At 44.8% G+C, this 26,201-nt stretch carries 28 protein-coding genes; 25 read left to right on the forward strand and 3 right to left on the reverse strand.

Translation table 11 applies throughout. The features are described from left to right. Window positions 1-173 precede the first annotated feature (173 nt). Genes ACN6KS_RS12975 through ACN6KS_RS12995 form a run of 5 tightly spaced genes read left to right on the forward strand, consistent with a single transcriptional unit; the run spans window position 174 to window position 3,681 of the window. Window positions 174-1,130 carry an ABC transporter ATP-binding protein gene (locus ACN6KS_RS12975; RefSeq protein ID WP_094874335.1) on the forward strand — a complete coding sequence of 319 codons (957 nt, stop codon included), beginning with the start codon at window positions 174-176 and terminating at the stop codon, window positions 1,128-1,130. Next, on the forward strand, window positions 1,123-1,869 hold the full coding sequence (locus ACN6KS_RS12980) for an ABC transporter permease (RefSeq protein ID WP_094874336.1): 747 nt from the start codon (window positions 1,123-1,125) through the stop codon (window positions 1,867-1,869). The genes ACN6KS_RS12975 and ACN6KS_RS12980 overlap by 8 nt, the downstream gene beginning before the upstream one ends. Window positions 1,870-1,871: 2 nt before the next feature. After that, window positions 1,872-2,246, forward strand: a complete 375-nt coding sequence (locus ACN6KS_RS12985; protein ID WP_094874337.1) for a GntR family transcriptional regulator — start codon at window positions 1,872-1,874, stop codon at window positions 2,244-2,246. 11 nt (window positions 2,247-2,257) lie between these two features. Next, a complete protein-coding gene (locus tag ACN6KS_RS12990) occupies window positions 2,258-2,959 on the forward strand; it encodes an ABC transporter ATP-binding protein (protein ID WP_440962153.1) in 702 nt (233 codons plus the stop codon). Further along, a complete protein-coding gene (locus ACN6KS_RS12995; RefSeq protein ID WP_341134610.1) occupies window positions 2,953-3,681 on the forward strand; it encodes a hypothetical protein in 729 nt (242 codons plus the stop codon). Before ACN6KS_RS12990 ends, ACN6KS_RS12995 begins: the two co-directional genes overlap by 7 nt. 113 nt (window positions 3,682-3,794) lie before the next feature. Here the strand turns inward: ACN6KS_RS12995 and ACN6KS_RS13000 are convergent, their stop codons facing one another. Then, window positions 3,795-4,175, reverse strand: coding sequence for a PilZ domain-containing protein (locus ACN6KS_RS13000; RefSeq protein ID WP_094874340.1), 381 nt, complete (start codon window positions 4,173-4,175; stop codon window positions 3,795-3,797). Window positions 4,176-4,298: 123 nt separating this feature from the next. Here ACN6KS_RS13000 and ACN6KS_RS13005 point away from each other — a divergent pair, with 123 nt between their 5' ends. The 8 genes from ACN6KS_RS13005 (at window position 4,299) to coaD (ending at window position 10,330) form a co-directional block, all read left to right on the forward strand. Beyond that, entirely contained in the window at window positions 4,299-4,907 is a 609-nt protein-coding gene (locus ACN6KS_RS13005; protein ID WP_094874341.1) for a pentapeptide repeat-containing protein, read from the forward strand. A 579-nt stretch (window positions 4,908-5,486) separates the two neighbouring features. Continuing rightward, the gene (locus ACN6KS_RS13010; RefSeq protein WP_094874342.1) at window positions 5,487-6,296 is read left to right on the forward strand and encodes a glycoside hydrolase family 73 protein; all 810 of its coding nucleotides are present in this window, start codon (window positions 5,487-5,489) and stop codon (window positions 6,294-6,296) included. 20 nt (window positions 6,297-6,316) lie between these two features. After that, window positions 6,317-6,601 (forward strand): holin, encoded by a 285-nt coding sequence (locus tag ACN6KS_RS13015; protein WP_094874343.1) that lies wholly within the window; start codon window positions 6,317-6,319, stop codon window positions 6,599-6,601. Between the two features lie 111 nt (window positions 6,602-6,712). After that, window positions 6,713-7,135, forward strand: coding sequence for a hypothetical protein (locus ACN6KS_RS13020; protein ID WP_094874344.1), 423 nt, complete (start codon window positions 6,713-6,715; stop codon window positions 7,133-7,135). A gap of 119 nt (window positions 7,136-7,254) precedes the next feature. Beyond that, window positions 7,255-7,359, forward strand: coding sequence for a sporulation protein YjcZ (locus ACN6KS_RS13025; protein WP_094874345.1), 105 nt, complete (start codon window positions 7,255-7,257; stop codon window positions 7,357-7,359). A gap of 704 nt (window positions 7,360-8,063) precedes the next feature. Continuing rightward, entirely contained in the window at window positions 8,064-8,522 is a 459-nt protein-coding gene (locus tag ACN6KS_RS13030) for a DUF6773 family protein (protein WP_094878495.1), read from the forward strand. A 697-nt stretch (window positions 8,523-9,219) separates the two neighbouring features. Then, complete coding sequence (gene rsmD, locus ACN6KS_RS13035; RefSeq protein ID WP_094874347.1) at window positions 9,220-9,828, forward strand: 16S rRNA (guanine(966)-N(2))-methyltransferase RsmD; 609 nt, start codon at window positions 9,220-9,222, stop codon at window positions 9,826-9,828. Beyond that, window positions 9,812-10,330 (forward strand): pantetheine-phosphate adenylyltransferase, encoded by a 519-nt coding sequence (coaD, locus tag ACN6KS_RS13040; protein ID WP_094874348.1) that lies wholly within the window; start codon window positions 9,812-9,814, stop codon window positions 10,328-10,330. Before rsmD ends, coaD begins: the two co-directional genes overlap by 17 nt. On the opposite strand, the gene ACN6KS_RS13045 is transcribed toward coaD, so the two are convergent. After that, window positions 10,302-11,528, reverse strand: a complete 1,227-nt coding sequence (locus ACN6KS_RS13045; protein ID WP_440962154.1) for a nucleoside recognition domain-containing protein — start codon at window positions 11,526-11,528, stop codon at window positions 10,302-10,304. The genes coaD and ACN6KS_RS13045 overlap by 29 nt on opposite strands. 152 nt (window positions 11,529-11,680) lie before the next feature. Between ACN6KS_RS13045 and ACN6KS_RS13050 the strand changes: the two genes are divergently transcribed. After that, on the forward strand, window positions 11,681-12,718 hold the full coding sequence (locus ACN6KS_RS13050) for a SepM family pheromone-processing serine protease (RefSeq protein WP_440962155.1): 1,038 nt from the start codon (window positions 11,681-11,683) through the stop codon (window positions 12,716-12,718). Here the strand turns inward: ACN6KS_RS13050 and ACN6KS_RS13055 are convergent. Continuing rightward, window positions 12,708-13,946, reverse strand: coding sequence for a nucleotidyltransferase (locus tag ACN6KS_RS13055; protein ID WP_440962156.1), 1,239 nt, complete (start codon window positions 13,944-13,946; stop codon window positions 12,708-12,710). The genes ACN6KS_RS13050 and ACN6KS_RS13055 overlap by 11 nt on opposite strands. Window positions 13,947-14,256: 310 nt before the next feature. On the opposite strand from ACN6KS_RS13055, the gene ACN6KS_RS13060 reads away from it, so the two are divergent. The 11 genes from ACN6KS_RS13060 to smc all read left to right on the forward strand — a co-directional run bounded on the left by ACN6KS_RS13060 (window position 14,257) and on the right by smc (window position 26,152). After that, window positions 14,257-14,769, forward strand: coding sequence for a YceD family protein (locus tag ACN6KS_RS13060; protein ID WP_440962157.1), 513 nt, complete (start codon window positions 14,257-14,259; stop codon window positions 14,767-14,769). Window positions 14,770-14,840: 71 nt separating this feature from the next. Further along, window positions 14,841-15,014 (forward strand): 50S ribosomal protein L32, encoded by a 174-nt coding sequence (gene rpmF, locus ACN6KS_RS13065; RefSeq protein ID WP_019911234.1) that lies wholly within the window; start codon window positions 14,841-14,843, stop codon window positions 15,012-15,014. A 423-nt stretch (window positions 15,015-15,437) separates the two neighbouring features. Continuing rightward, a complete protein-coding gene (gene fapR, locus ACN6KS_RS13070; RefSeq protein WP_042127208.1) occupies window positions 15,438-16,034 on the forward strand; it encodes a transcription factor FapR in 597 nt (198 codons plus the stop codon). After that, a complete protein-coding gene (gene plsX / locus ACN6KS_RS13075; RefSeq protein ID WP_094878491.1) occupies window positions 16,018-17,007 on the forward strand; it encodes a phosphate acyltransferase PlsX in 990 nt (329 codons plus the stop codon). The genes fapR and plsX overlap by 17 nt, the downstream gene beginning before the upstream one ends. A gap of 8 nt (window positions 17,008-17,015) precedes the next feature. Beyond that, complete coding sequence (locus ACN6KS_RS13080; protein ID WP_440962158.1) at window positions 17,016-18,005, forward strand: beta-ketoacyl-ACP synthase III; 990 nt, start codon at window positions 17,016-17,018, stop codon at window positions 18,003-18,005. 37 nt (window positions 18,006-18,042) lie between these two features. Next, window positions 18,043-18,966 (forward strand): ACP S-malonyltransferase, encoded by a 924-nt coding sequence (fabD, locus tag ACN6KS_RS13085; protein ID WP_440962159.1) that lies wholly within the window; start codon window positions 18,043-18,045, stop codon window positions 18,964-18,966. A 52-nt stretch (window positions 18,967-19,018) separates the two neighbouring features. Then, window positions 19,019-19,768: a 3-oxoacyl-[acyl-carrier-protein] reductase gene (gene fabG / locus ACN6KS_RS13090; RefSeq protein WP_094878488.1), complete on the forward strand. Its 750-nt coding sequence runs from the start codon at window positions 19,019-19,021 to the stop codon at window positions 19,766-19,768. 224 nt (window positions 19,769-19,992) lie between these two features. Further along, a complete protein-coding gene (locus ACN6KS_RS13095; RefSeq protein WP_036686493.1) occupies window positions 19,993-20,226 on the forward strand; it encodes an acyl carrier protein in 234 nt (77 codons plus the stop codon). 229 nt (window positions 20,227-20,455) lie between these two features. After that, on the forward strand, window positions 20,456-21,694 hold the full coding sequence (gene fabF / locus ACN6KS_RS13100; RefSeq protein WP_076282776.1) for a beta-ketoacyl-ACP synthase II: 1,239 nt from the start codon (window positions 20,456-20,458) through the stop codon (window positions 21,692-21,694). Window positions 21,695-21,706: 12 nt separating this feature from the next. Continuing rightward, entirely contained in the window at window positions 21,707-22,411 is a 705-nt protein-coding gene (gene rnc, locus ACN6KS_RS13105; RefSeq protein WP_042127220.1) for a ribonuclease III, read from the forward strand. Window positions 22,412-22,582: 171 nt separating this feature from the next. Next, a complete protein-coding gene (gene smc / locus ACN6KS_RS13110) occupies window positions 22,583-26,152 on the forward strand; it encodes a chromosome segregation protein SMC (RefSeq protein ID WP_440962160.1) in 3,570 nt (1,189 codons plus the stop codon). Window positions 26,153-26,201 lie beyond the last annotated feature (49 nt).

A 26,201-nucleotide genomic window follows, 5' to 3' on the forward strand; every position in this document is an offset into this window, starting at 1 on the left:
CTATGTTCATTTCAATTTTTGGTTTGGCAGATTGTCTAATAGAAAGCCCTTATTTTGCGTAATCCATAATTTCGGGCTTTACATCAATAATATATTAGTGTACTATTCAACTATAACACCGACACATTAAAATGAATTCATCAATAATAAAAAAGATGGCAGGGAGGATTACCATGAAGCAGGGAAGTAACGAACGCATGCAAGATTCAATCGTGCTGCAAATGAATGGGGTAAGCAAGATCATTAAAGGGAAATCCATTGTGGATAAGCTGACATTTGATATCCGTAAGGGAGAAATTGTTGGGTTATTGGGACCCAATGGTGCGGGGAAGACAACAACGATCCGGATGATGACGGGTCTTATACGGATGAGTGAAGGCGACGTGATCGTTCAAGGTCACAGTGTTAAGAATGATTTTAATAAAGCTATTGGACATATTGGAGCAATTATTGAGAATCCAGAGTTCTATCCGTATATGACAGGGCTTGATAATCTAAAGCAATACCAGAGAATGACAGATAATATTGAAGCTGGCAGAATTGATGAGGTTGTAGAATTGGTAGGACTTCAGGAAGCAATGAATAAGAAAGTGAAGGCCTATTCGCTGGGTATGCGTCAACGTCTTGGGATTGCTCAGGCATTACTGAACCGACCAAAATTATTGATTCTAGATGAACCTACGAATGGTCTTGATCCAGCAGGAATACGAGAAATGCGTGATTATATGCGTAGAATCGCAGATGTTGAAGGGATTTCCATTCTAATCTCCAGCCACCTGCTGACTGAAATCGAACAAATATGCCATCGTGCCATCGTGATTCAGAACGGCAAATTGGTGACCGTTACAGCGATTGGTGGGGAGCAGGAGACAGCTGCAGAAGTGAAGCTAACGATTCGCGTAGCCTCAGTTGAATCCGCAATAATCCTCTTGGGGAGGTTAGAATACGCAGAACTATTAACTATGGACAGTACTCGTTCTGAGGTGACAGTAAGTCTGCATGACAGTAGAGTGCCAGAGCTAGTGTCTGCTTTTAGTGATAAAGGGGTAGGTATTTTCCGGATTACAGAGAATAAACAAAGCTTAGAAGAAGATTTCTTGAAATGGACAGGAGGGAACCGCATTGCGTAGTTTTAATAATTTGGTGGTTAATGAATGGCTCAAGCTCTCGAAGAAACGCACGTTTTTTGTGCCTTACCTGATATTAATTCTGTTATCCCTGCTGTTAGGTTACATTGTTCATTCTGTCTCACCTGATCTGTTTGGATCAGCTTATGATTTTTCAGCAATGATGCTGCTTTCCCAAGGAATTGGGCAAGTGATTACCATTCTCGCAATCATCGGAACAGCGGGTATTGTCTCAAAAGAATATAGTCAGGGCACCATCAAATTCCTTCTAATCCGTGCGAGAAGTCGTACAGCAATACTTGCGTCCAAATATGCTGTAGTGTTGATTTACGCGTTCTCAGTGGCAGTTGTCGGCATGTTGGCGGTTTTTGCATCAGGAGCTTTATGGTTTGGCTTGAGTGGTGGTGAGGCTGGTATCCGTGAGATGTTAACCAGTTTAATGTATAACTCAGTTAGTACAGTTGTATATACAACACTAGCTTTTATGATCGGGATTTTGACAACATCTACGGGTGTTACAATTGGTGCTACAATGTTTATGCTGATGATAGACAAATTGGTTATTTTTCGTGAATTTTATAAATATGTATTATTCCCCAACCTAAATTTAGCTGCTTATGAAGGTGGAGGAGCACCTATGCCTGGAATGACGCTGACCTTTTCCATAGCAATGCTAGTTTTATACACAGCTGTCTTTCTACTCATAGGCTTCTCCGTCTTTAGACGAAGGGATGTTGCTTAATCATGACAATCGAATTCGATAACAACCTGCCGATTTATATTCAGATCATGAATTACATCAAAGGAGAAATCGTCACAGGTAAGTTAAAACCAGGAGATAAAATTCTCTCGGTACGAGAGCTTGCCAGTGACCTGCAGATTAATCCGAATACAGTACAAAGAACCTTTCAGGAACTGGAGCGTGAAGAAATCGTGGAGACCCGGCGTGGAATGGGAAGATACGTCACTAGTAATGAAGGTACGATTTTGACCATCAAAAAAGAAATGGCAAAGGATGTACTAGATCGTTTCATTCGCGGCATGCAGGACCTTGGTTTTCAAGGTGAAGATATTTTAGCGGCAGTAGCAGAGAGTATCCGAAACAAGGATGGAGAATAGGGGGGAGCAGGTTGGAAAATATACTTGAGGTTCATGACGTTGTAAAAAAATATAGATCAAAGCACGCCCTCCGCGGAGTATCCTTTAATCTGAATACGGGTAAGATCACGGGACTGCTGGGCAGTAACGGCAGTGGTAAAAGTACACTTATGAAAATCATCGCCGGGCTGACACAGCCTACTTCCGGTCGTGTATCCATTATTGGAGGGGCTGTAGGCATAGATAGTCAAGCAGTAGTGTCATTTATGCCCGATAAGCCGCTTACAGAATCCTGGATGAATGTTAAGGATGCTCTAAAATTCCAAAGTGATTTCTATCCGGATTTTGATCAGACTAAGGCTTCTCGAATGTTGGAGTTTATGAAGCTAAGAGCTCAAGATAAGGTGAAGGATTTGTCCAAAGGGATGAATGAACGTCTACAGCTTACACTTGCTTTATCACGCCGAGCTAGTCTGTATTTACTGGATGAGCCCATCGGTGGTGTTGATCCAGTAGCTAGAACTAAAATTCTTAACGCGTTAGTAGAGTTTTATGAAGAGGACAGCACCATTCTCCTTTCTACTCATTTAGTATCGGATATCGAGCGGATCTTTGATGATGTGATTTTTATAAAAGAGGGAGAAATTGTGATGCATACGGCGGTAGAGGATATCCGGCTGCGCCAAGGTAAAAGCATAGACGAACTGTTCAGAGAGGTGTACGCAGAATGCTAAAGCTAGTGAAGTATGATTTTAGACGGGATAGGGATAAGTTTCTTGCTGTTTTTGTAATCACCATTCTTGTGCAGTTTGTGATAGGATTTACTGTTCATTCTGATCAAGACATGTTCATGATGAACATCACTTCCTATGCCGTAGCAGGTGTAGTGCTTCTCTTTTTTAGTCTGCGCACTTTCGGTCAGAACCTGAGATTATTCAATCGGAGGCTTGTGCCAGTACCAGTCCTGTATACCGTTCTCTCACCGTTAATGCTGTTTTTAGGGTCGTTACTCGCTTTATTTCTAGTCGCTTATATTCATTTAGCAGTAGATATTATGATGTTTTCAACTTCGTTTTTACCGGAAAAATTTTGGCTGATTTCCGCATATACAATGCTAATAGTCTTTTGGGCTTCCGCCTACTCTATGTTGCTCGTGATGTTCTCCATGACTGTTGCAATGAGTGTGAGAGTGAAAGGAAGAGTATGGATTGGGATAGCCGTTTTTTTTGTAATACAGTATATAATTTCTTTATTAGAAACATTGATATTCAATCATGAAAATATCACTTTGGAAAGAACTTTTCGATTTGAAGTGACGGATGAGGCCGCTAAATTAAATAATATTGAGACCTCTCAGTATGTTCTTGGCTTACTTCCTACCCTGTTCGAAGCTGTGATTATTGCGATACTAGTATTTGCTATGGTTAAGCTCGTTAAAAAAAGAGTGGAGTCTTAGGCCACGGTGAAATAACGTTTTTTAGAACGGAGGCAGAGCGATTAGCTTTGTCTTCGTTTTTATGCAAAAAAAAAGACGCCTTTCTATGAGAATGGCATCTGTTATGTAGAATTCTACAAGCCCTCTACATTTAGAGAGGCTGTCCATATATCGAGTTCTCTATGTAGCAGTTCCTCTTCGTCCTCGTTCAATTTAAGTTTAACGCCATATTGGTATTGGCCGAGTCCAAACATCCAGCCCCAACGGACGCTGCCCACGAGTTGAAGCTTTTCTTCGTTTAATTGAAGATGAATCACTAGCTTTGTATCGCCCGCCGTGAATCGAAGATTCAGGGGGGTGCGCACTTTGCAGCCAGATCGGCTAAGATCGAGCAACACAGCTTCTGTTAACTTACCGGCACCCGGGCCGCTGCTACTCATAGGAACTTCAATCCAGCATTCAAGCGGCTGGTTCATTACATAACGGAATGGTTCTTTCCTGCTGGACACATCCATAATTTACCTCCCTATCGTTTATTTGCTATTATATCGAAAGGGATTGTTGAGAACAATCTACTAAAGTGCTATTTTTAATAAGAATAAATTTATTTAATACTAATGAAGGTGATGAGACTCAATATGTACCAATACCTGAATGAAACGTTCCAAAAACACAATTTTGACCAAGGAAGCCTGCAGGATGGGGAACTAAATAACTGTACATTTGAGCAGTGTTCCTTCAAAGGCAGCTCTATGGAAGAGATGACTTCCATCGGCTGCCGATTTATAGATTGCGATTTTACTGGAGCCATGCTCAATGCATCACATCATAAAGGCTCGGCTTTTACTAACTGTAAGTTCACAGGTGCGAATCTGTTCGTATCGAAATTTGAAGATTGTAAAATGGTAGGTTCTGATTTCTCAAATGCTTATTTAGACGGGATCACACTTATCGGTGGGGACTGGTCCTACACGAACCTAAGACATACCAATCTTAGTAGACAGGATCTGCGTGGAATTCGATTTATAGAAGCGGATCTAATGGGTTGTGATTTGCAAAAAAGTGATCTTCGAGGGGCTGATCTCAGCCGTGTACAATTGTCTCAATGCAAGCTTAAGGGGGCTGACCTTCGGGATGCTATGGTTGAGGGCATTGATTTAAAGAGTTTGGATCTACGGGGAGTTCGTATGGATATAGATCAGGCTGTACTGTTAGCACGCTCTTTTGGGGCTAAGGTAGGTAACTAGGAATAGGGGCATCAGCTGCTAATGTTGTAGCGGTTGATGCCCCTTTAGATTGTTATCAAGAAATACATATGTACATGGTATGAAACTTCTTATGTATATTTGCTTGCTTAACGGTTAACGCAGTCTTTTTCTGGGTTTGGCCCACCATTTAATCCAAAGAAAACCTTCGTCATCACGGAAAAATTTAATGCCTACCCAGCGTAAGGGTGTCCATAGTTCTCTAAAGTAATATGAAGGCATAGTCTATTAGACCCTCCTATATAGTCAATTAATACTATATGTTACGCTAGTTTTAATGAAACTTCAAGACAATTTTACTTATAATTACATATTATGAATCTACGAGAAGAAAAATGCTCATGTGAGCAGGACCAATAGCCCTATGTGGGTTGCATGCTTCATTTATTTCTTTTCCGTTACTTATTTCACATTCGAATTGTAAAATATTCATACGCGCTCTTTGGGCGCGTTTTTTGACGTTTTTTTTGATTGGAATCTAGCAAAGACGCTCTATTAGTAGGGATATGCACAAGCATTTCATTATGCTCAGCATTTAATAAAAGGAGAGGAAGTGATGAAATGACGGAGACCGAGTTTATTGCGAAAATCGCAAATTTTGCTGTGAAGGACATGCAGATCAGCAAGGTTCCGGCATCGCTAACGATAGCTCAAGCGGCGCTGGAATCGGGCTTTGGCAGCAGCGGATTGACTGTTAAGGCCAACAATTTGTTTGGGATTAAAGGCAGCGGACCAGCCGGTAGTATTACTGTGCAAACTACTGAATATGTTAATGGTAAAGCTGTTAAAGTAGAAGCTCTTTTTCGGGCCTATAACAACTGGGGAGAATCTGTTGCGGATCATTCCGCGTTGATTGTGAATGGGGTTTCGTGGAATCGCAATCTTTACAGCAAGGTGCTTGGTGCTAGTGGCAAGGTAGCCGCACAAGAGATTGCTGCCGCTGGTTATGCTACCGACCCAAACTATGCAGCAAAGCTAATCCAAATCATGAATACCTACAATCTGTATAAATATGATGATGAAGCCAAGGAAGGTGATGACGAAATGTCGGCAGAGGATAAACAAAGGCTGGTTAGTCTGGAAACGGAAATAAAGGAATTGCGTGCTCTTATTGTGAGCCTTACGGATAGCAAGGATACGCTAAAAACAGGTATGCAGGAACAAGGTCAGTCGATTACTAAGCTATCGGATCGTGTGACTTTAATCGAAGGCCGAGCAGTGATGAATGTACCCCCTTGGGCTGAAGCGGCAGTAAAAGCAGCGAGTGCTGCAGGGCTGCTGGATACACCGTCAGGTGGCAGTTATGACTTCTATCGCATAATAACCGTGCTGAACCGTGCAGGCTTACTTGCTCCTGGTAGTGGAAAATGAAATAAGGAGGATTAAAAACCATGTATAATGATGCTCTCAACAGTGTGCTTGCCTTTGCTTCCGTGCTGGCTGTTTTTGTAATGGCACTTGTACAACTTGTGAAGAATAGCGTGCAACTTCCGCGGAATATTGTACCGGTAGTTGGATTAGCTATTGGCTTGCTGGTTGGAGCAGTGGCCTATCCGTTCACTGATATGAATCTGATCCTGCGGCTATGGGCTGGAGGGCTAGCAGGACTTTCGGCGACGGGTTTATTTGAGCTTGCTTTTAACAAAAGGGATGGAACCAAAGCAGATGATAAATAGACTCGGCCTATCAGTTTTATAAAACAATCGTTTTATACAGGTATTGTGACTATGCAATCTATCGAGAACCCTAATATATTATCTTATGTCAATCATAAAGGGGGTGCAACGATGGGAACTTATCTTGATGGAAGAACGTCGCAAAATGCCAGTCTCGCCAACTCTATAGCTATTCCTATAACTGTTCTTAATACACCACAGCTTTTTGGGCAGATTGGGCTGATAACTGCTGGAGTGACTACAAATCCGCGTGTGCTGCTTAAAGGAACGATCTCTGTAACTCTTCCTTTAGCTTTAGTTGGAATCACAATCACTATTGTAAGGGGAACTTTACCAACCGATCCGCTTATATATTCTGCTACTTCAACTTTTGGTCTAAGTATATTGGCTCCGCAAGTCATAACCTTTTCAGCAGACGATTTCTTACCTGCAATTACACCTCAACTCACTTATACAGCATTTGTTTCATCTAATCTTCTCGGCACAGTTCGTGTGGGTCCGGAAAGCTTTGACGGTATATTAGTTTCTGATTAGACATCTTTACACTAACCTCGCGCAGTTTGCGGGGTTTTATTTTTAACCGTTCGCCCAATCTTCTTGGAGGATTAATACATATCCTGTGGTGTATTCTAAAATACGGAGGAGGTCTTCTCATGGGTGCAGAATTTGGTGGGGTTGGTGGCGCTTTTACTAATACAGGCGCAATCTTAGTGTTGTTCATCTTGTTAGTAATTATTACGAGCGCATGTATATTCTAGAGATATGAAATAGTCTGCTTCTAGCATTAGTGCTGGAAGTGGGCTTTTTTTATCGTGTTATGTTGATTGTGCTATTAATCATTGTCGTAACAGCTGGAAGCTTTTATTTCCATCATGTCGCTATTGCACGTGCCTCAATCAAGTCTGGAAGTGGAACAATCTAAAGATACTGAAGGTACTACATAGCAGCTCCTGAGCACACCGATAAGACGGTAATTATTGCGCATGGTTATGCTGGAAATGCGACTCAAATGAGCGGATATGCCAGAATGTAATACGTAAGACTAGAATATAAGATATTGCTGCCTGATGCTAGAGGACGTGGTGACAGCAGTGGTAATTATATTCGGGTTGGGTTGGCTGGAGTGCAAGGGTTATTTGAAGGGGGTTCAGCGCGTCTTGGAAGCGAATGGCCAGAACACATAAGTGATTCTTCATGGTGTGTCCATGGGGGAGCTACGGTCATGGGAAGCTTTCCGCATGGATCCGGTTCAATATGAGAGCGTAGTTCCAGAGCTTATTGGGAAATTCGTGAAGTGAGTGTCTATTTAAGGGCTGCCGGCCGAAAGGGCAGTCCTTTTGTGTTTGACATACCCTTTAGCAAACTTATAGTGTGAGTTTGCTTTTTATTCACAAATAAATGCAATATATAAATTGCATTATGTAATAAATATATTATAATTGGGGATATGGGAGGGATAATAATGAAAAAAAGTAAAATTAATGATGAACGAATTGTATCGCAAAGAAGAATGACTCAAAGTGATGCTTATCAAATATTAGTATATTGTTTGATGATTTCAGTACTGATTCAACAATTCATAATGAATGCTCCGTTTGCGCAATTTGCAGTCGAGTTTTTCTGTTTGATTGGTAGTGGAATATATATAACGATACGAAACTTGTCAGTGGGTGTTTATATTTGGGATCCCCCAAATCAAACCAACAAAAAGCTGCTCACTAACAGTATTATTTCCGGCGGGATTTGTGTTTCGCTTCTTATAATTTTGGCGGGAGAAAGAAAAGTGTGGAATATGACTTTAATCTTTGTTGCTGTCACGATTATTCATTTTCTTACACATCTTGTATTACGGAATATAAACAAAAAAAGACAGAGGCAAATTGATGATGAAATAAGTAGTGATGAAGATATGGAATGCTGATGACATAAAAGGTCTTAGAGCACGATGTTCTTTCTTAGTCTGTTTTTAAAAGTTCGTTCTATTTTAAACTATTGCTTGGATAGTAGATGATCAACATATAACTACTGGCTAGCTCACTCGGTTGGTGTAAAGTATAGGAGGCTTGAATTTAAAATGCTCAAATACATTCATCTACTAGGTCGAATTACGATAGGATTATCTGTTTTGATAATTCCTCTTAGATTAGGAGGTATTCCCACAGCTCTAATTGTGTTTTCTGTTGGAATACTGATCCATTTATTAGGATTATTCATTACGAGACATCTACAAAAATAAGCCATTGATCTCCAACTTAAGATAGGCAAGAGTAGAAACAACCAGAAATAGTTTCGCGATTATATAAATTCTTTAAACATAAATTCGGGGCCCTATCTCTAGGGCCCCTTTCATGGGAGAGGAGAAACCGGACGAAGAGCTTATGGGGAAACGTAAGCCTGCTCCGCGGTTGTCTACGACATTTGTGGTGTCGATAATTACATGATGTCCCTGGAAGCCCAGTCTTATACATAAGGAAGGCTTATTTATCGGAATAGTCTTGATATTTCCATTTTTCATATCTAGACAAATTTTTTATTTCATCGCGCAAATGTGTTACGATAGGCGTGGACTTATGCCCTTTTGGGTATAACAAACAGAGACATAGAGCGGGTGATTGACGGTGAGAGTGGTATCGGGAAGTGCAAAAGGAAGACCACTAAAAAGTGTACCGGGAAGCGGAACAAGACCTACAACCGATAAGGTGAAGGAAGCTGTATTCAGTATGATCGGTCCATATTTTGAAGGTGGAGCGGTGCTGGACTTGTTCGCAGGTACGGGTGGTTTGGGTATCGAAGCTTTAAGCAGAGGGATGGAAAGCGCCGTATTTGTAGATATGGATCCTAAGAGTATTGACACAATTCGTGCCAATTTGAAAGCGACTAATCTTGAAGCAAGTGCGCAAGTGTACCGAAATGAAGCAGGAAGAGCGCTCAGTGCATTGGAGAAGCGGGGACGTGTTTTTGATTTAGTCTTTCTAGATCCTCCGTACCGATTGAAGCACGGAGATGAGCTGATGCTGTCTATGGTAGAAAAAGGAATGCTGGAAGAGGACGCAATCATTGTTCTGGAGCATGAATCAAGTTATGCCTATCCTGAGGATATCCCGGGATTTTATAGGTTGCGTCAGGCCGTATACGGAGAAACGACAATTTCTATTTATCAGTATGAAGCTAATCCTTCAGTGGAAAGTGAGACTGGTGAGGAGGTAGAGAATGAGTCAGCAAATTAGAAAAGAACGTGTCGCCATCTATCCAGGCACCTTTGATCCAGTGACTATGGGACATATGGATATTATTCGGCGCGCATCCAAGCAATTCGACCGTTTGATCGTAACGGTGCTTAATAATTTGAGTAAGAACCCGCTATTTACAGTAGAAGAGCGGACAGAGCTTTTAAGACAGGCAACAGCTGATATTCCCAATGTGGAAATCGACAGCTTTCGGGATCTGCTAGTCAATTATGTTCGTCAAAAAGATGCTCAAGTCATAGTACGTGGTATTCGTACCGTAACTGACTTTGAATATGAACTTCAAAATGCATCCATCAACCATAGTCTGGATCCGGATGCGGAAACGATCTTTATGATGACTAATCCGAAATATTCCTATTTAAGCTCCAGCGTTGTAAAAGAAATTGCCCATTTTGGTGGGAATGTGTCCGACTTCGTGACGCCTGAGGTGGAACAGGCGATGAAGCTTAAATTTAATCGAGTCGATGACGAAAAGCACTAACAAGATATATCACTGCGGATAATGCCAATAAGATGATAAGTAGAAGAGATTGCAAACTAAGCAACTGTGGAAAAGAGCTCCATATGGCAGTTACATTAATGGTTCTGTTTGGTATGGATTGTGAATCCGCGAGCGCAGGCAAAGCAGCTTCACTTATTACCAAAAGTGGTTTCCATAATAGCAGTGTTAATAAAAAAGCATAAACGCCATGCATCAGGCGAACGACAGCATAGGGCAGGAATCGGACATTTGCTTGTTTAAGCAACGTCAGCACCTGTAGCTGTGCGCAGAGCCCGCTCCAGCCTAGTGCAGCAGAGAGGAAGGCCAAGGCTAGTACTCCTGAAGAGCCGGCTCCGATGCTCGAAAGTCCTTTGCTTATAGCGTCTGCTCCTAAATGAATCTCGAGCAAGCTTGCTGGCAGAGCGGCTGGCAAAGCAGGAAGTGCCGTAGTAATGATATTGATGACCACGGCGAACATAATCATGTAACCGCCCACAACCATCAAATTTTGCACCGCTGTAGCTACTGACTCCCCAAGAAGTCTACCGAAGCTTCGGCCATCTCTTGATCGGGCTTCGGTGGCTGCAAGTTGGACACGACTATATAAAGAAGGTCGTTTAGTATTCATGCTTTCCTTTACAGTAGGCTGCGGATTGTCTAGCCGGCCATTTAACAGAGCGTCTGTATAACTGGCCAGAAGTCCTGAAACCCAATGGATAGCAAGCAGAAAGTAACCTGCTGTAGGACTATGTAGGAAAGCTACACCAATCACAATGAGCAAGGTTACTGGACTGGCGAAATGCGTAAGTGAGGCGAGACGAGCAGCTTCCTTGTCCGAAATGCTGCCCTGCTTATGAAGCTGCATGACACCTCCGGCCCCGCCTGGGAATCCGGTGGTGATTCCAAGCGCCAAAGTCCAACCGCTCGCGCCAGGCAGTCGAAAGACCTTTTTCATCAAGGGTTCCAGGAGCACTCCGAAACCATGCACAAAGCCCGAAGCGGTTAGCATCTCAGACAGCATCAGGAAGGGTAGAAGTGCAGGGAATACAAGTGTCCACCAGAGCTTTAACCCTTGGAGAGAAGCCTCGAAAGAGCTTTCTGGTGAGATGATGATGGCAATGGCTAACAGGATTGCGATTACCCCGGATAAAAAAGGTGTGGAGCGACTAGCTAGCCGGCGTATTTTAATATTGTTCATTTCTAGAATCACCTCTTCATAACTTAAGGCATAGCGGATGTGTTATCAATTTATGCAGAGTAGACAACCATCATGCCAAACCACTAGTCGAAGCGGTAATGAAGTTCAAACATTCATATCCTAAATGTGCCGTGGGAAAGAAGGGAAGAGTAGTGAAGCAGTTGAAGCATCGGCCGGGATTCCGTGCCACAGCTTATCTCTTTACGTTAGTAGTTATCGTGTATGTATTTGTTTTTATGAACACCCCGTACATTGTATATCAACCGGGTAGTGCATCTGAAGTTGCCCCTATGATTAAAGTGGAGAATGCTGATCCAGCTGAAGAAGGAACCTTCATGATGACTACAGTATCTGCTAGTTATGCTAATGTGGCGTTGCTGGTCGCCTCTGTATTTAACTCCAATTCAGAGGTTGTCCGGAAAGAAACACGATTAGGAGATAAGTCTGAAGATGAGTATGCTGCGGAGCAGGTTTTTTATATGAACAGCTCGCAATCCTACTCCGTTCAGGCGGCCTATCATGCTGCAGGAATTCCGTATGAGGATGTTGTGGATTATTTGTATGTTTTTTCAGTTCCCGTCGCCAGTAATAAAGGGCAATTCCAGCCGGGTGACAGAATCATTAGTGTTGAAGGACAGAAGGTACCGGATCCAGAAGCACTTTCTGCTTTGCTTTCAACCCAAAAAATCGGTGATCAGGTCGCCGTTGTTTTACAAAGAAACGGTAAGGAAGTAAAGGAGCAAGTGACACTAGTCGAGATCAAAGATAAAGAAGGTACTGCAGTTCGAACTGGTTTTGGTGTCACTATAGCCGCAGTTCAAAAGGTAAAACCTAAAGAGCAAGGCAAAGCAGTCAGCTTTGTGGATACGAATGTTGGCGGTCCTTCTGCAGGTCTGATGTTCACTATGGAGATTTACAACCGGCTTACGCCTGGTGATTTAACCAAAGGTCATAGGGTTGCAGGAACGGGCACGATCGACGCTGAGGGTGTGGTAGGGGCTATCGGTGGAGTGAAGCATAAGATTGTTGCTGCAGATCGAGAAGGGGCGGAGATTTTTTTCGTTCCTGTTAAGAATTACGACGAAGCCAAAACGAAAGCTGATAAAATCGGCACATCGATGAAGTTGGTACCCGTATCGACACTGGATGAAGCACTGAAGTATATGGAGGAACTACCGGTCAAACCATGACCGGAGGTTCCAAATAATCGCGATACATATCGGTTCTGTGAGGTTCTCGAAAAGCTCCTGCGAAAGCAGATGCGGCTTGAAGGTCTCGCTCAAGTTGTGGATGGGAGCACAGTGACGGCCGCATGACGATGGGTAAGGTTGCTTTTTGTTTCATCTCTTTAAGTAGAGCTCGTCCACTTTCTCTAAAACCAAGGATTCGAATATATCCGGGCCCCTCTGCCAGTACAGAAGGGGTCATTTCTTCCTTTGTATGATTTAGCAAAATGTGTAGCAGAAGACGTTGCAGTCGTGTATGCGTATAACGCTTGCTCTTAAGGGCTTGAAGCAAACCTGAGATAGAGAATTGCTCAAGATCGGGCACAAGACGAAGGATTCTATTCTCCAAGCCTTCATTCATGTCATGGATGGTTCGTAGCTCGGCAGCGGTACGTGTAGAGAGCAGGTGACGGAGGGGACCTCGGAAATGCTCCAATTCCAGAGGACCTCTACCTGCTGCATGCTCTCTTTCTAATATGGACACGCTATATTCCGGCATGTATGCTGCTGGAGAGCCGCCTTCTTGCAGCAGCTTGCGAATAGCAGTGGCGCTTGCGATCGATGAGCCAACTTGCAAAGGATCATGGAATCCGGCTGCCGTTCGCGGAACGGTTAGCGGCTCGATCTTGCTATTTAGCCGCTGCAAGGCGATGAGATAATGCAAGCCAAGGCTGTTATTCGGCTGGCGCAGCAGCTTGCCGGCATCGCCAGGACTCTCCTCTTCATGGAGAGTCCCTTCAAAGGCCACCGCCGCCGCTGCGCTGTACGCGGCGGGGAAGCTCGCTCCGAGCGCCATACGGCGGCGGATCTCGCTCTGAAGTTCGCTGCTTTCCTCTGCCAGATACTTGGCCAGAGGAAGCAGCGAACCCAAAGTGCCGGCTTCGGAGCCGAAGCACAAGCTGTCCACGACCCCGGTCGCTTCCAGCAGTGCAACTGCTCCGAAGGCGAACCATTCTGCCGGCTGTACAGCATAGGCGACCGGCAGCTCAATGACGAGGTCGGCGCCCATTCGTAGCGCCATCTCTGTCCGGGCTTGCTTGCATACCGCCGCCGGCTCACCGCGCTGAGTAAAGGGGCCACTCATGACGACGATGGCGCGATCAGCGCCTGATAGTCTTTTGGCTTCGGTAAAGTGATGGACATGTCCGTTATGTAATGGATTGTATTCTGCTATTATTCCAACCGTTGTCATTACTGCTTTCCTCCCGCAGGTAACCATTTTTAAAATATAAGAAGGTATAAGTTTTGCACCTAACCTTTATGTCTTTTATTTCACGCTTAAACGTTTATCAACCTTATGAAGATGTCAAAATCGTTTATGCTTGTAGAGATTAGTAAGAATAAATTTTAGGAACTCTGTTCGCATAAGCTGTCATTTTGATTTACACTAATAGTTATATCATAATTCTCTCCAATTTCTGAAACAATATAAAGGGAAAATGGTTGACAAAGGTATATAATACTAGGTATAATAAATTTTGTTTGTTTGGGAGTGATAAGTTATGCAGATTCACTTTCGCAAATTAGCGAATGCCGACGAACCGTTACATATTCACGATGTTGTGGATGTCAGCGAGGTAGTCAAAGGGCGCAAGGATATTCTAGCTGTTGCTCCGCTCTCAGTGGACCTTAAAGCGCTGCCCGCGGGAACCGATTGTGTGAACGTGGTGGGGAAACTGAGTGGAGATGTGGACATGTTATGTTCACGTTGTCTCACGGAGGTCAAAAGTGATTTGAACATTCCTTTTGCTGAGACTTTCAAGTGGCTTAAGCAGCCAGTTCTTCCAGATGATGACGAAGATGAGGAACTCATTTACGTCAAGGATGAGGTTGTGGATCTTATTCCTTATGTGGAAGGAAATTTCGTACTGCACTTACCGGATTCGGTATTGTGCAAGGCAGACTGTCTTGGTCTTTGTCAGAAATGCGGACAGAACTTGAACGAAGGCACCTGCAGTTGCGACAACACAGTGATCGATCCTCGACTCGCTGGGTTGAAAGACTTTTTCAAATGAAACATTACAACAAAACACATTCTGCTTCTAGAGGAGCAGGCTGACAGAAATATCACAAGGAGGTGGAATACATGGCAGTACCACAACGTAGAACGTCTAAGACACGCCGTGACAAACGTCGCACCCACTTTAAGTTGGTTGTGCCGGGCATGGTGAAATGCGAACAATGCGGAGAGTTGAAATTGGCTCACCACGTATGTAAAGTTTGCGGAACTTACAAAGCAAGAGAAATCATCAAACAATAGTTTTGGAATAAGTAGTACTTCACTATCGGTGAGGTACTATTTTTTTTGAAATATAAGAATATATAAGTTTTAAGCTATACATTATCCTTATATTTTCGCACAAACGCTTACCGTCTATTAGGGATGCCGAAGGCGTTTGTGCTTATTCAAACATAAGCCGCCCAGAAGTCAATGCTTTATTTTTGGTGCGGCATGCTTTATACTACATATTAGTACCTGGTTCTAAATAATGATTGTGATTATTTGACCTAATATAACAGCGGCCATTCAAGCGGCCGAATGCTTTCTTTAAAATATAAGAAAGTATAAGTTATGCACCTATACTTGATGTCTTATATTTCTCGCTTAAACGCTTATCGTCCATAAGGATGCCGAAGGCGTTTATGCTTGGCACGTGCCAGGAGGTGAGCCGCAATCGAGCGGATGTCCAAGAAAGAACGTCAGCAGCAGCTGCTACATATAATTGCAGGTAATCCTTTTGTAACGGATCGGGAATTGACTCGTCAGCTAAAAGTTAGCATTCAGACGATTCGGTTAGACCGAATGGAACTGGGGATACCGGAACTGCGTGAACGAATGAAGCAAATGGCAGAGCACTCCTATGATCAGGTGCGCTCTTTGCCTGCGGATGAAGTCATCGGAGACATTGTGGATTTACAACTGGACAAGAGTGGGATTTCGATATTTGAGATTCGCGAAGACCATGTATTCTCTAGAAATGGGATCGCTCGTGGTCACTATGTGTTTGCTCAAGCGAACTCGCTTGCGGTTGCCGTAATCAACGATGAGATTGCTCTGACCGCTTCAGCCGATATACGTTTTGTACGCACAGTTCAGCTAGGTGAGAAGTGTATTGCCAAAGCACAGGTGCGGTCACTTGCCGGTAGGGGTGGCAAAGCAGAGGTGGACGTATTCACCTATGTCGGAGAAGAACTAGTGTTTCAGGGCCATTTTATAGTGTATCGGTCTGCAAATGATGAACACAGTGAAGGGGGTAACCATAGTGCTGATCGCCATTGATGCCATGGGCGGGGACAACGCTCCTGAATGTAATGTCGAGGGGGCGTTGTCCGCGGCCGCGGAATGGAAAGATACGCAGATTGTGCTCGTTGGTGACGAAGCCAGATTAGAGCCACTACTCAAAGACAAGCCGTCTAATCTGACAATACGTCATGCAGGAGACGTTATTGGTTCTGATGAAGAGCCAGTTAAGGCCGTTCGTCGTAAAAAAGACTCATCCATGGTTGTAGCTGGACGAATGGTGCGTGAAGGTGAAGCGGATGCTATGATTTCGTCGGGTAACACGGGTGCGCTAATGACCACAGGACTCCTCGTAGTTGGCCGGATGCAGGGGATTGAACGTCCTGCACTTGCACCTATGATTCCGACACTTGACGATGTTGGCGTATTGGCTCTTGATCTTGGGGCTAATATGGATGCGAAGCCTGAGCATCTGGTACAATATGCGCTGATGGGCAGCATTTACCGGAGCAAGGTTCATGGTATTGCTAAACCGCGTGTGGGACTTCTGAATGTAGGGACGGAGCCTGGAAAGGGTAACGAACTGACGAAAGAAGCTTATCCGCTGCTTGAGAACTTGCCAGGCATTCATTTTATCGGTAATGTTGAGGCACGTGACGTACTGACAGGGAATTGCGATGTGCTTGTATGCGATGGATTTGCCGGTAATATTTTGCTAAAGTCTCTTGAGGGTACGGCGGGTGCTTTGTTCTCTTTGCTCAAGGAGCAATTTAGTCGTTCTCTGAAGACTAAGCTTGGCGCGGCAATGCTGATGCCGGAGCTTAGAGCTCTGAAGGGTAAAATGGATTACAAAGAGCACGGTGGTGCACCGCTGCTCGGTCTTAGCGGATTGGTAGTTAAGGGGCACGGATCTTCTGACGGAAATGCAGTTAAGAATGCGGTAAGACAAGCGCGGATTGCTCTACAAGCCGATCTTGTGCTAAGTATATCCAAGGAAATTAGCGGGAAGTGAGTGACGACATGAGAAAGTTGCGACCGGTTGGGATTATAGGAACTGGGAAATATGTACCTGAGAAAATATTGACAAATAGCGATCTGGAAAAAATAGTGGAGACTAACGATGAGTGGATCGTCAGTCGGACAGGCATCCGTGAAAGACATATTGCTGCACCTCACGAGGCAACTTCTGATCTAGCGTATGAAGCAGCACTCAAGGCACTTGATTCCGCTGGTATGAAAGCCGAAGATTTGGATCTTATTATTATTGCAACAGTAACACCTGATAGTGCTTTCCCTTCTACAGCCTGCATTTTGCAGGATAAACTGGGTGCTAAAGGCGCCGCGGCTTTTGACTTGTCAGCAGCCTGCTCTGGTTTTGTATACAGCTTAGCTACTGCGGTTGGCTTTATTCAGAACGGAATGTACAACAATGCACTTATTATAGGTGCGGATACTTTATCCCGCATCACAGATTATACGGATCGCAATACTTGTGTCTTGTTTGGTGATGGAGCAGGTGCAGTTATCATTGGTGAGGTTCCAGAAGGTCGTGGTTTCCAATCCTTTGATCTGGGTGCTGAAGGCTCTGGAGGGAACTTGCTTAAGCTAGAAGCCGGCGGTTCGCGCTTACCTGCCTCTCAGCAAACCGTTGAAGATAAGAAGCATTTCATTTATATGAATGGCCGTGAAGTATTCAAATTTGCAGTTCGTGTAATGGGCTCAGCTACAGAACGTGTGCTTACTAAAGCTGGTCTGGGTAAGGAAGATATTGATTTGTTCGTACCTCACCAAGCGAATATTCGTATCATTCAATCCGCTATGCAGCGTCTTGATTTGCCACCAGAAAAATGTGTGATCAATGTTGATAAATATGCCAATACTTCGGCTGCCTCCATTCCACTTGCTCTTGTTGAAGCGGCGGAAGAAGGACGTATGAAAGAAGGCGACACCGTCCTGATGGTTGGATTCGGCGGCGGTTTGACTTGGGGCGCATCTGTATTGATCTGGTAATAAGCTAAGACCGTTATACGGGAAGGAGTTCATACTTATGAGTAAAATTGCATTCGTCTTTCCCGGTCAGGGAGCGCAAGCAGTTGGAATGGGCAAGGATGTTTATGATGCTCTTCCAAACAGCCGTGCAGTGTTCGAGAAAGGGGATGAAGTTCTCGGATTTCCACTGAGTAAGCTGGTTTTTGAAGGACCGGACAGTGAGTTGAAGCAAACAGTAAACACGCAACCAGCGCTTCTTACAGCAAGCGTAGCCTATCTTGAAGCTCTGCGTGAGCAGGGTATGAAGCCGGATTATGTTGCTGGTCATAGCCTTGGTGAATACAGTGCACTAGTAGCTGCCGGTGTGTTGTCATTTGAAGATGCTGTAACACTTGTGCGCTTGAGAGGTCGCTTCATGGAAGAAGCTGTTCCAGGAGGACAAGGTGCAATGGCGGCAGTGCTTGGTGCTGAACGTGAAGCGCTGGCAGTATTATGCCAAACTATCTCTGAAGAGAGTGGTGTTGTAGAACTGGCTAACGTTAACTGTCCAGGTCAGATCGTTGTTTCCGGATCTCAGGAAGGTGTTAATGGTGTTGTGCAGCGTGTTAAAGAAGCTGGTGGCAAGCGGGCAATTCCGCTAGAAGTAAGTGGACCTTTTCACTCTTCAATGATGAGAGCTGCTGCAGATCGTTTGGCAGAAGAGTTGAAGAAAGTAACCTTCAACACTCCAAATGTACCTGTCATTGTTAATGTCACAGCATCACCGGTAACAGATCCCGAAGAAATTCGCGAACTGCTTGTTCGTCAGGTGTATTCTCCTGTGCTTTGGCAGGACAGTATTGAATGGTTGATTGCAGATGGTGTGGATACTTTTGTTGAGATCGGTTCGGGCAGTGTTCTGGCCGGTTTAATCCGCAAAATAGACAAAACAGTCAAAGTAATCAACATTAATACACTTGAAAGTGTTCAAACTGTTTTGTAAGGGATGGTTTAACATTTTGACAACAGTATCATGATTGAAAGGGGATTAAACTATGTTCTCAGCATTGCGGGGCCAGACAGCCCTTGTAACTGGCGGCTCACGTGGCATTGGTCGTAGTATCGCGCTTGCACTTGCAGAACACGGCGTAAAGGTGGCTGTGAACTATGCAGGGAGTGAAGCAGCGGCACACGAGACAGTGGCTCGTATTGCCGAGCTTGGCTCGGAGGGGATTGCGCTCCGGGGAGATGTCGGCAATAGTGAACAGGCCGAGAGCCTTGTGAAAGAGGTTCTTAATACCTGGGGACGTATTGACATTGTTGTCAATAATGCCGGCATTACCAGGGATAATCTGATTATGCGCATGAAAGAGGAAGAGTTCGATCAAGTGATCGAGACGAATCTGAAAGGTGTGTTTAATTGCCTTAAGTCAGCTACACGTCCGATGATGAAACAACGTTATGGTCGTATCATTAATATTTCCTCGGTTGTGGGCGTGACAGGTAACCCTGGTCAGGCTAATTACTCTGCAGCTAAGGCTGGTGTCATCGGCCTGACGAAAGCAGCCGCTCGTGAGCTCTCCTCGCGGGGCATCACTGTCAACTGTATCGCTCCTGGTTTTATCGATACAGATATGACACGTGAGCTTTCTGAAGAAGTTCGCAGTGAGCTAGAGAAGGGCATTCCACTAGCTCGCCTTGGGCGTCCGGAAGAGATAGCTATGGCAGTTGTTTTCCTGGCTTCTGAAGGCGCCGCTTATATGACCGGCCAGACACTACACGTGGATGGCGGGATGTATATGTAACTCTCCTTTGAAAATATAAGAAAGTATAAGTTTCACACTATACTTATCCTTATATTTCTCGCTAAAACACTTACCGTCCTTATAAGGAGGCCGAAGGCGTTTTATGCTTGGGAGAAATTACACTGTTTTAAAGATGAAATGTGAGGGATCAGGAAAGCGTTTTTTGCGGTCTATGGTATTTTGACCTCATATCTCGTATAATACCAAAAGAGGAGGTGAACCGGATGTCCGATGTATTAGAGCGTGTAAAACGCATTGTCATCGACCGCTTAGGTGCCGATGAAGCTGAGGTAACATTAGAAGCGTCTTTCAAAGATGATTTAGGTGCTGATTCTCTTGATGTAGTAGAATTGGTTATGGAATTGGAAGATGAATTCGACATGGAAATCTCTGATGAAGATGCAGAGACGATTACGACCGTGGGTGAAGTTGTGAAGTACATACAATCTCATACCTAGAGTCATATGATTGAGAGTCCCGTTCCAACTTGGGCGGGGCTTCTCCTCATTTATACAGCATTAAAGATGTATTAAAGGTTGCCATGTGCAGCTTTATAGGGATTATAACAGAACCGCGTAAGCTTTAATGATGCGGTGATCGCTGTTCATATAGTAATAATTTGCAGTATATTTGCAGTATATAAGTACTGAATATAATGTATACAACCTATAGATGGGGTGATTGTGTTTGAGTCATAGAGTGGTTGTAACCGGGATGGGCGTAATTACGTCACTAGGGAAAGACTTGGAGACGTTCTGGGATAATCTGATGAGCGGTAAATCAGGTGTATCGATGGTTGAAGCGTTTGATGTCAGTGAATACACTACGCAAATTGCTTCATCAGTTAAAGACTTTGATCCTGAGGCGCTTTTTGGCCGCAAGGAAGCCCGCAAAATGGACCGTTTTGTACAATTTGCAGTGGCTGCCGGTGAAGATGCATTGCGCGACAGTGGACTTAAGATCGGTGAAGATATCGATGCTGAACGAATCGGTGTATCTGTTGGTTCGGGTATCGGTGGTCTTGGTACTTGGGAAGACAATCATAATCTGTTGCTTGAAAAAGGGCCAAAACGGGTTAGCCCGTTCTTTATCCCGATGATGATCGCTAACATGGGTTCTGGGCAGCTGTCCATTAACCTCGGTGCAAAGGGACCGAATACGACTACAGTGACAGCCTGTGCTACAGGAAGTCATTCCATTGGGGAATCATTCCGTCTGATTCAACGTGGAGACGCGGATGCTATGATCTGCGGTGGTTCGGAAGCGACCATTCGTCCAACAGGAATGGCAGGATTCTGTGCAATGAGAGCGATGTCCACTCGTAATGATGAGCCGGAGAAAGCTAGTCGGCCATTTGATGTAGATCGTGATGGTTTCGTTATGGGAGAGGGCGCTGGAATCTTGATTCTGGAATCCCTTGAACATGCTGAGAAGCGTGGAGCGAAGATTTATGCTGAGGTTATCGGCTATGGTCTAAGCGCTGATGCTCACCATATGACTGAACCGGATCCAGATGGAGCAGCTCGCTGCATGAAGATGGCAATCCGTGATGCTGGTATCTCTCCTGAAGATATTGATTACATTAACGCACATGGTACTTCAACGCCTGTAGGAGATCGATCAGAAACGGCTGCTGTTAAGAAAGCATTGGGCGAACATGCCTATAAAGTAGCTATTAGCTCAACGAAATCCATGACAGGTCATCTTCTAGGTGCTGCCGGTGGTGTAGAAGCTATTATCTGCGGACTCTCTTTGCAAAAGGGTATGATTGCACCTACGATTAATTTGGACAACCAGGACCCAGAATGTGATTTGGATTATGTACCAAATGTTCCACGTAAAGCGGATCTTGATATTGTAATGTCGAATTCGTTTGGATTCGGGGGACATAACGCAACAGTTATTCTAAAAAAATATAATCAGTAAGGGGACAGCGCGGTGAAAGGAGAACTGAAGCAGTTACAACAGCAACTTCAAATCCAATTTCACGATTCTGTGCTTCTGAAGCAGGCCTTTACCCATGCATCATATGTGAATGAACACCGTTTCAATCAGCATCAGGATAATGAGCGTCTCGAATTTCTAGGGGATGCTGTACTGGAGCTGACGGTTTCTGAATATTTGTACAATCTGTTGCCAGATCGACCTGAAGGGGAACTGACCAAGCTACGTGCCGCTATCGTATGCGAGCCTTCGCTGGTTAAGTTCGCTGAGAGTTTAGGTTTTGGCCGTTATGTACTGCTGGGAAAAGGGGAAGAACTTACGGGCGGTCGTACTCGCCCGGCCCTGCTGGCTGATGTGTTCGAATCCTTCGTGGGAGCGCTTTATCTTGACCAAGGACTGGAAACTGTACGGTCTTTTCTTGATAATCACGTATTTCCACTTGTGGAGACGGATGGGAAACTGCAAATGCAGATGACCGATTATAAGACGGAACTGCAAGAGCTAATTCAGCAGCACAATATGGGTACGTTGGAATATCGGATCATTGAAGAACGGGGACCCGCGCATGAGCGTGAATTCGTCTCTGAAGTGTTAATGACTAACCGTTCACTTGGTAAAGGGAGCGGCCGCTCGAAGAAGGAAGCAGAGCAGCAGGCTGCAGCAGCTGCACTGTTGCATCTGAAAGAAGATGGTGCCTGAATTTTGCATCATGTGGACAAGCGGAGGAGAGCAGCAAAGGTCTGAATACCGGCGTTTAGGCGGAGCTCAGACCGTTGCTGCTCTTTTTCGAAAGAATAGCCAAGCTTCATTTTGAAGCTATTTTAGGCGAATAAACGCTATGGTATAATGGGTCAGAGGTGATAGGCAAGTATGTTTTTGAAACGGATAGAATTAGCTGGTTTTAAATCATTTGCCGACAAAACAGAAATGGAATTTGTGCGCGGAATAACGGCCGTAGTGGGTCCGAACGGAAGCGGCAAGAGCAATATTTCTGACGGCATACGCTGGGTGCTCGGCGAACAGAGTGCTAAATCACTGCGTGGCGGCAAGATGGAAGATATTATTTTTGCCGGTAGTGACGCGCGTAAAGCTGTGAATTATGGTGAAGTATCACTTACGCTCGATAATGAGGATCACACGCTTCCATTGGATTTCAGCGAAGTTACAGTGACTCGGCGTGTTCACCGTAGTGGTGAGAGTGAATATTTAATTAATAAGCAATCCTGCCGACTGAAGGATATCACAGAGCTGTTCATGGATACCGGTATCGGGCGTGAGGCTTATTCGATTATCGGACAGGGTCGGATTGAAGAGATTCTGAGTACTCGTTCCGAAGATCGGCGAGGCATCTTTGAAGAGGCATCGGGTATTGTAAAATATAAATCGCGCAAAAAAGATGCAAGTCGTAAGCTTGACGACACGGAGCAAAATTTGCTTCGTATTCACGATTTGATTAGTGAGCTTGAGGATCAGATTGGTCCACTAAAGGATCAATCGGAGAAGGCCATTCGCTTTAAAGAGCTTCGGGAACAACTGAAGCATCAGGAAATTTCAGTCTATGTGCATCAGATTGAAGGGATTCATACAGCTTGGCAGGAAGGTAACACTAAGCTCGAAACTTTAAAGGATGAGCAACTGGAATTATCTACTGTAGTCTCAGCCCATGATGCCAAGCTGGAAAGCGGACGTGCCGAACTGCGCGCGTTAGAAGAACAGATCGAGAAGCAGCAAGAGCAATTGCTCCGTTATAGTGAGGCTTATGAGAAGAGCGAAGGTTACGGGGAAGTGTTGAAAGAACGCAAGCGTAATCTTGAGAGCAACCGAGAACAGTTAATGCTCACATTAGGTTCTGTAGGTGAACGTTCTGCGGATCGACAACGCGAGCTTGGAGATTTAGAAGCTAAGCTCGAAGCGTCCCGTCTCAAGCTTGTTGAGCTTCGGAAACAGATCGAAGCGGAAGAGACAAGACTCGAAGGTGTCGCTGACGGTATTAGTCAGAGCCAGGAGGAGAAGCTGAAAAGTGCTCTCCTGGAGTTAATGAACCTTATGGCGAATGCGCGTAACGAAATTCGTTACGCGGATCAACAGAAGGAGAATCTGGAACGTCGTATGAGCCGCAGTGAAGAAGAAAGCGGCAAATGGACTGCACGGCATGAAGAGTTGTCTGCTAACCAGAAAGGGTTAAAAGATAAGATTGCCCAGCTTGGAAAAGAACTAAGCAATCTTCGTGGTGCTTATATTACTGAGAGTGAACAACTTAGTAAACGTCAGAAGCTGATTGAAGAGACGCAATCAGGTCTGAGAAAGTGGGAACAGAAGCGGGAAGCACAAGTCTCCCGTCACGAGACCATGAAAGAAATGCAGGATGATTTCGATGGCTTTATGCTTGGGGTTAAAGAAGTTCTCAAAGGAGCCCGTAAAGGACAGCTTAACGGTGTGCATGGTGCGGTTGCTGAACTCATCTCCGTTCCGGAGAAGCTGGAAATGGCTGTTGAGACTGCGCTGGGTGCATCGCTGCAACACGTGGTTATGGATAATGAGAGCGTGTCTCGCCAAGCGATATCTTTCCTGAAGCAACGTCAATTGGGACGAGCTACTTTTCTACCACTCGATGTTATCCGGCCACGCCAAATTTCCGGTAGTGACCGTGGAATGGTGGAAGATGCTGAAGGTTTTGTTGGAATTGGTTCCGAACTCGTTGGATACGATGATAAGTATGCAAGTATTATTGGCAGTTTGCTTGGTAATGTAGTTATTGCTGAGAGCCTGGAGCAGGCGAATCGTATCGCCGCTAGATGCCAGTATCGTTATCGTGTGGTTACGCTAGAGGGTGATGTAGTCAATGCCGGGGGCTCCATGACTGGTGGTAGCCAGCATAAGAAGAACAATAGCTTACTTAGTCGTAAACGCCAGCTGGATCAGCTGAGCAGTGAGATCGAAGAGAGCGAGCGTCAAATTGTTAAGCTGAAGCAAGGCATAGCCAGACTTCGTGAAGAGCAGGAGAACGCTAGCGTGAAGCTAGAGGACCTGCGCCGTGATGGTGATGAGAAAAGACTGGAAGAGCAACGTGTTTCTGGCGATTTGAAGCAGCTTGAACAGGAGCTTCGGCATGTGCAGGAACAAGTGGAGAGTACAGGCGCGGAACGTAGTGGTTTTGAAAGTGAGGTTCGCGCGCTTGAGGAGACTCGAAAACAAGCCTCTGCTGAGCTTGAACGTCTCGAGAAGGAAGAGAAGGAAGCTCATGAGGGTATCCGTAATGCCGAATCGGCGCGTAAAGCGAATGAATCTGCGAAGGAAGAGTTGCAAGGTAAGCTGACCAGTATGAAGGTTTCGGAAGGCAAGCTCGATCAGGAGATCTTCTCCTTGGAGGAGCAATTACGTCGTCTAAGACAAGATGCGGGTTCACAGGATAAAGAGCTGCGCCAGAATCGAAATCTGTTACATACGATCGAACAGGATTTGGCTAGTAATGCTTTGGAAACCGTGAAACAGAAAGAAGATTTGAATAGTTATCGTCTGAAGAAGGAAGAGACAGCCGGTACTTTGGATCTAGCTCGGGCGGAACGTTCCGCGTTAACCCGTAAGCTTGAGCTAGAGGAGGGCAAGACCAAGGATCAGCGTCAGGCACTTAGAGTCGTGGAGGACAAGCTGCGTTCAACTGAAGTTTCTGTGGGTCGTCTGGATGTTGAACTTGATAATATTCTTCGTAAGCTGAGTGATGACTACGAGCTAAGCTATGAACTAGCGAAGCAACGTTATCCTGTACCTGAAGATGTGCCTGCCGTACAAGCGGATGTACAGCGTCTGAAACGCAGTATTTCTGCACTTGGCGAAGTGAACTTAGGTGCGATTGAAGAATATCAGCGTGTTCATGAGCGTTATACCTTCCTCAGCGGACAAAAAGATGACCTGGTCGAAGCCAAGACTACCTTGTACCAAGTTATCCGTGAGATGGAAGATGAAATGTCCAAACGCTTCAAACAGACCTTTGATGCGATCCGTAAACAATTCGGTACGGTGTTCTCGAAGCTGTTCGGAGGCGGACGAGCGGATCTCATGCTGCTGGATCCAGAGCATATGCTGGAAACAGGGATAGATATCGTAGCCCAGCCACCGGGTAAAAAGCTTCAAAACCTACAGCTCCTATCCGGTGGGGAACGCGCTTTAACTGCGATGGCCCTCTTGTTTGCCATCCTGCAAGTGAAGCCGGTTCCGTTCTGTGTACTGGATGAGGTAGAGGCTGCGCTAGATGAAGCGAATGTCGTGCGTTTTGCACAGTATTTGCGTGAGTTCTCAGAACAAACGCAATTTATCGTCGTTACACACCGCAAAGGAACGATGGAAGAGGCGGATGTGCTCTACGGAGTGACGATGGAAGAAGGCGGAGTATCCAAGCTTGTCTCTGTACGTTTAGAGGATGAGGAAGCAGAGATCGCATAACGGCTTGACGAAATGTTGAGCTTTTTAATACAAAACTTTTAGGAGGAAA

The organism is Paenibacillus nitricinens, assembly GCF_052056485.1.
GTDB classification, from domain to species: Bacteria; Bacillota; Bacilli; order Paenibacillales; family Paenibacillaceae; genus Paenibacillus_AQ; species Paenibacillus_AQ nitricinens.

Coding starts and splice junctions, on each gene's coding strand:
- ACN6KS_RS12975 (WP_094874335.1), top strand. CDS start 174: ATGAAGCAGGGAAGTAACGAACGCATGCAAGATTCAATCGTGCTGCAA.
- ACN6KS_RS12985 (WP_094874337.1), top strand. CDS start 1,872: ATGACAATCGAATTCGATAACAACCTGCCGATTTATATTCAGATCATG.
- ACN6KS_RS12995 (WP_341134610.1), top strand. CDS start 2,953: ATGCTAAAGCTAGTGAAGTATGATTTTAGACGGGATAGGGATAAGTTT.
- ACN6KS_RS13000 (WP_094874340.1), bottom strand. CDS start 4,175: ATGGATGTGTCCAGCAGGAAAGAACCATTCCGTTATGTAATGAACCAG.
- ACN6KS_RS13005 (WP_094874341.1), top strand. CDS start 4,299: ATGTACCAATACCTGAATGAAACGTTCCAAAAACACAATTTTGACCAA.
- ACN6KS_RS13010 (WP_094874342.1), top strand. CDS start 5,487: ATGACGGAGACCGAGTTTATTGCGAAAATCGCAAATTTTGCTGTGAAG.
- ACN6KS_RS13015 (WP_094874343.1), top strand. CDS start 6,317: ATGTATAATGATGCTCTCAACAGTGTGCTTGCCTTTGCTTCCGTGCTG.
- ACN6KS_RS13020 (WP_094874344.1), top strand. CDS start 6,713: ATGGGAACTTATCTTGATGGAAGAACGTCGCAAAATGCCAGTCTCGCC.
- ACN6KS_RS13025 (WP_094874345.1), top strand. CDS start 7,255: ATGGGTGCAGAATTTGGTGGGGTTGGTGGCGCTTTTACTAATACAGGC.
- ACN6KS_RS13030 (WP_094878495.1), top strand. CDS start 8,064: ATGAAAAAAAGTAAAATTAATGATGAACGAATTGTATCGCAAAGAAGA.
- coaD (WP_094874348.1), top strand. CDS start 9,812: ATGAGTCAGCAAATTAGAAAAGAACGTGTCGCCATCTATCCAGGCACC.
- ACN6KS_RS13045 (WP_440962154.1), bottom strand. CDS start 11,528: ATGAACAATATTAAAATACGCCGGCTAGCTAGTCGCTCCACACCTTTT.
- ACN6KS_RS13055 (WP_440962156.1), bottom strand. CDS start 13,946: ATGACAACGGTTGGAATAATAGCAGAATACAATCCATTACATAACGGA.
- ACN6KS_RS13060 (WP_440962157.1), top strand. CDS start 14,257: ATGCAGATTCACTTTCGCAAATTAGCGAATGCCGACGAACCGTTACAT.
- rpmF (WP_019911234.1), top strand. CDS start 14,841: ATGGCAGTACCACAACGTAGAACGTCTAAGACACGCCGTGACAAACGT.
- fapR (WP_042127208.1), top strand. CDS start 15,438: ATGTCCAAGAAAGAACGTCAGCAGCAGCTGCTACATATAATTGCAGGT.
- ACN6KS_RS13080 (WP_440962158.1), top strand. CDS start 17,016: ATGAGAAAGTTGCGACCGGTTGGGATTATAGGAACTGGGAAATATGTA.
- fabD (WP_440962159.1), top strand. CDS start 18,043: ATGAGTAAAATTGCATTCGTCTTTCCCGGTCAGGGAGCGCAAGCAGTT.
- fabG (WP_094878488.1), top strand. CDS start 19,019: ATGTTCTCAGCATTGCGGGGCCAGACAGCCCTTGTAACTGGCGGCTCA.
- ACN6KS_RS13095 (WP_036686493.1), top strand. CDS start 19,993: ATGTCCGATGTATTAGAGCGTGTAAAACGCATTGTCATCGACCGCTTA.
- smc (WP_440962160.1), top strand. CDS start 22,583: ATGTTTTTGAAACGGATAGAATTAGCTGGTTTTAAATCATTTGCCGAC.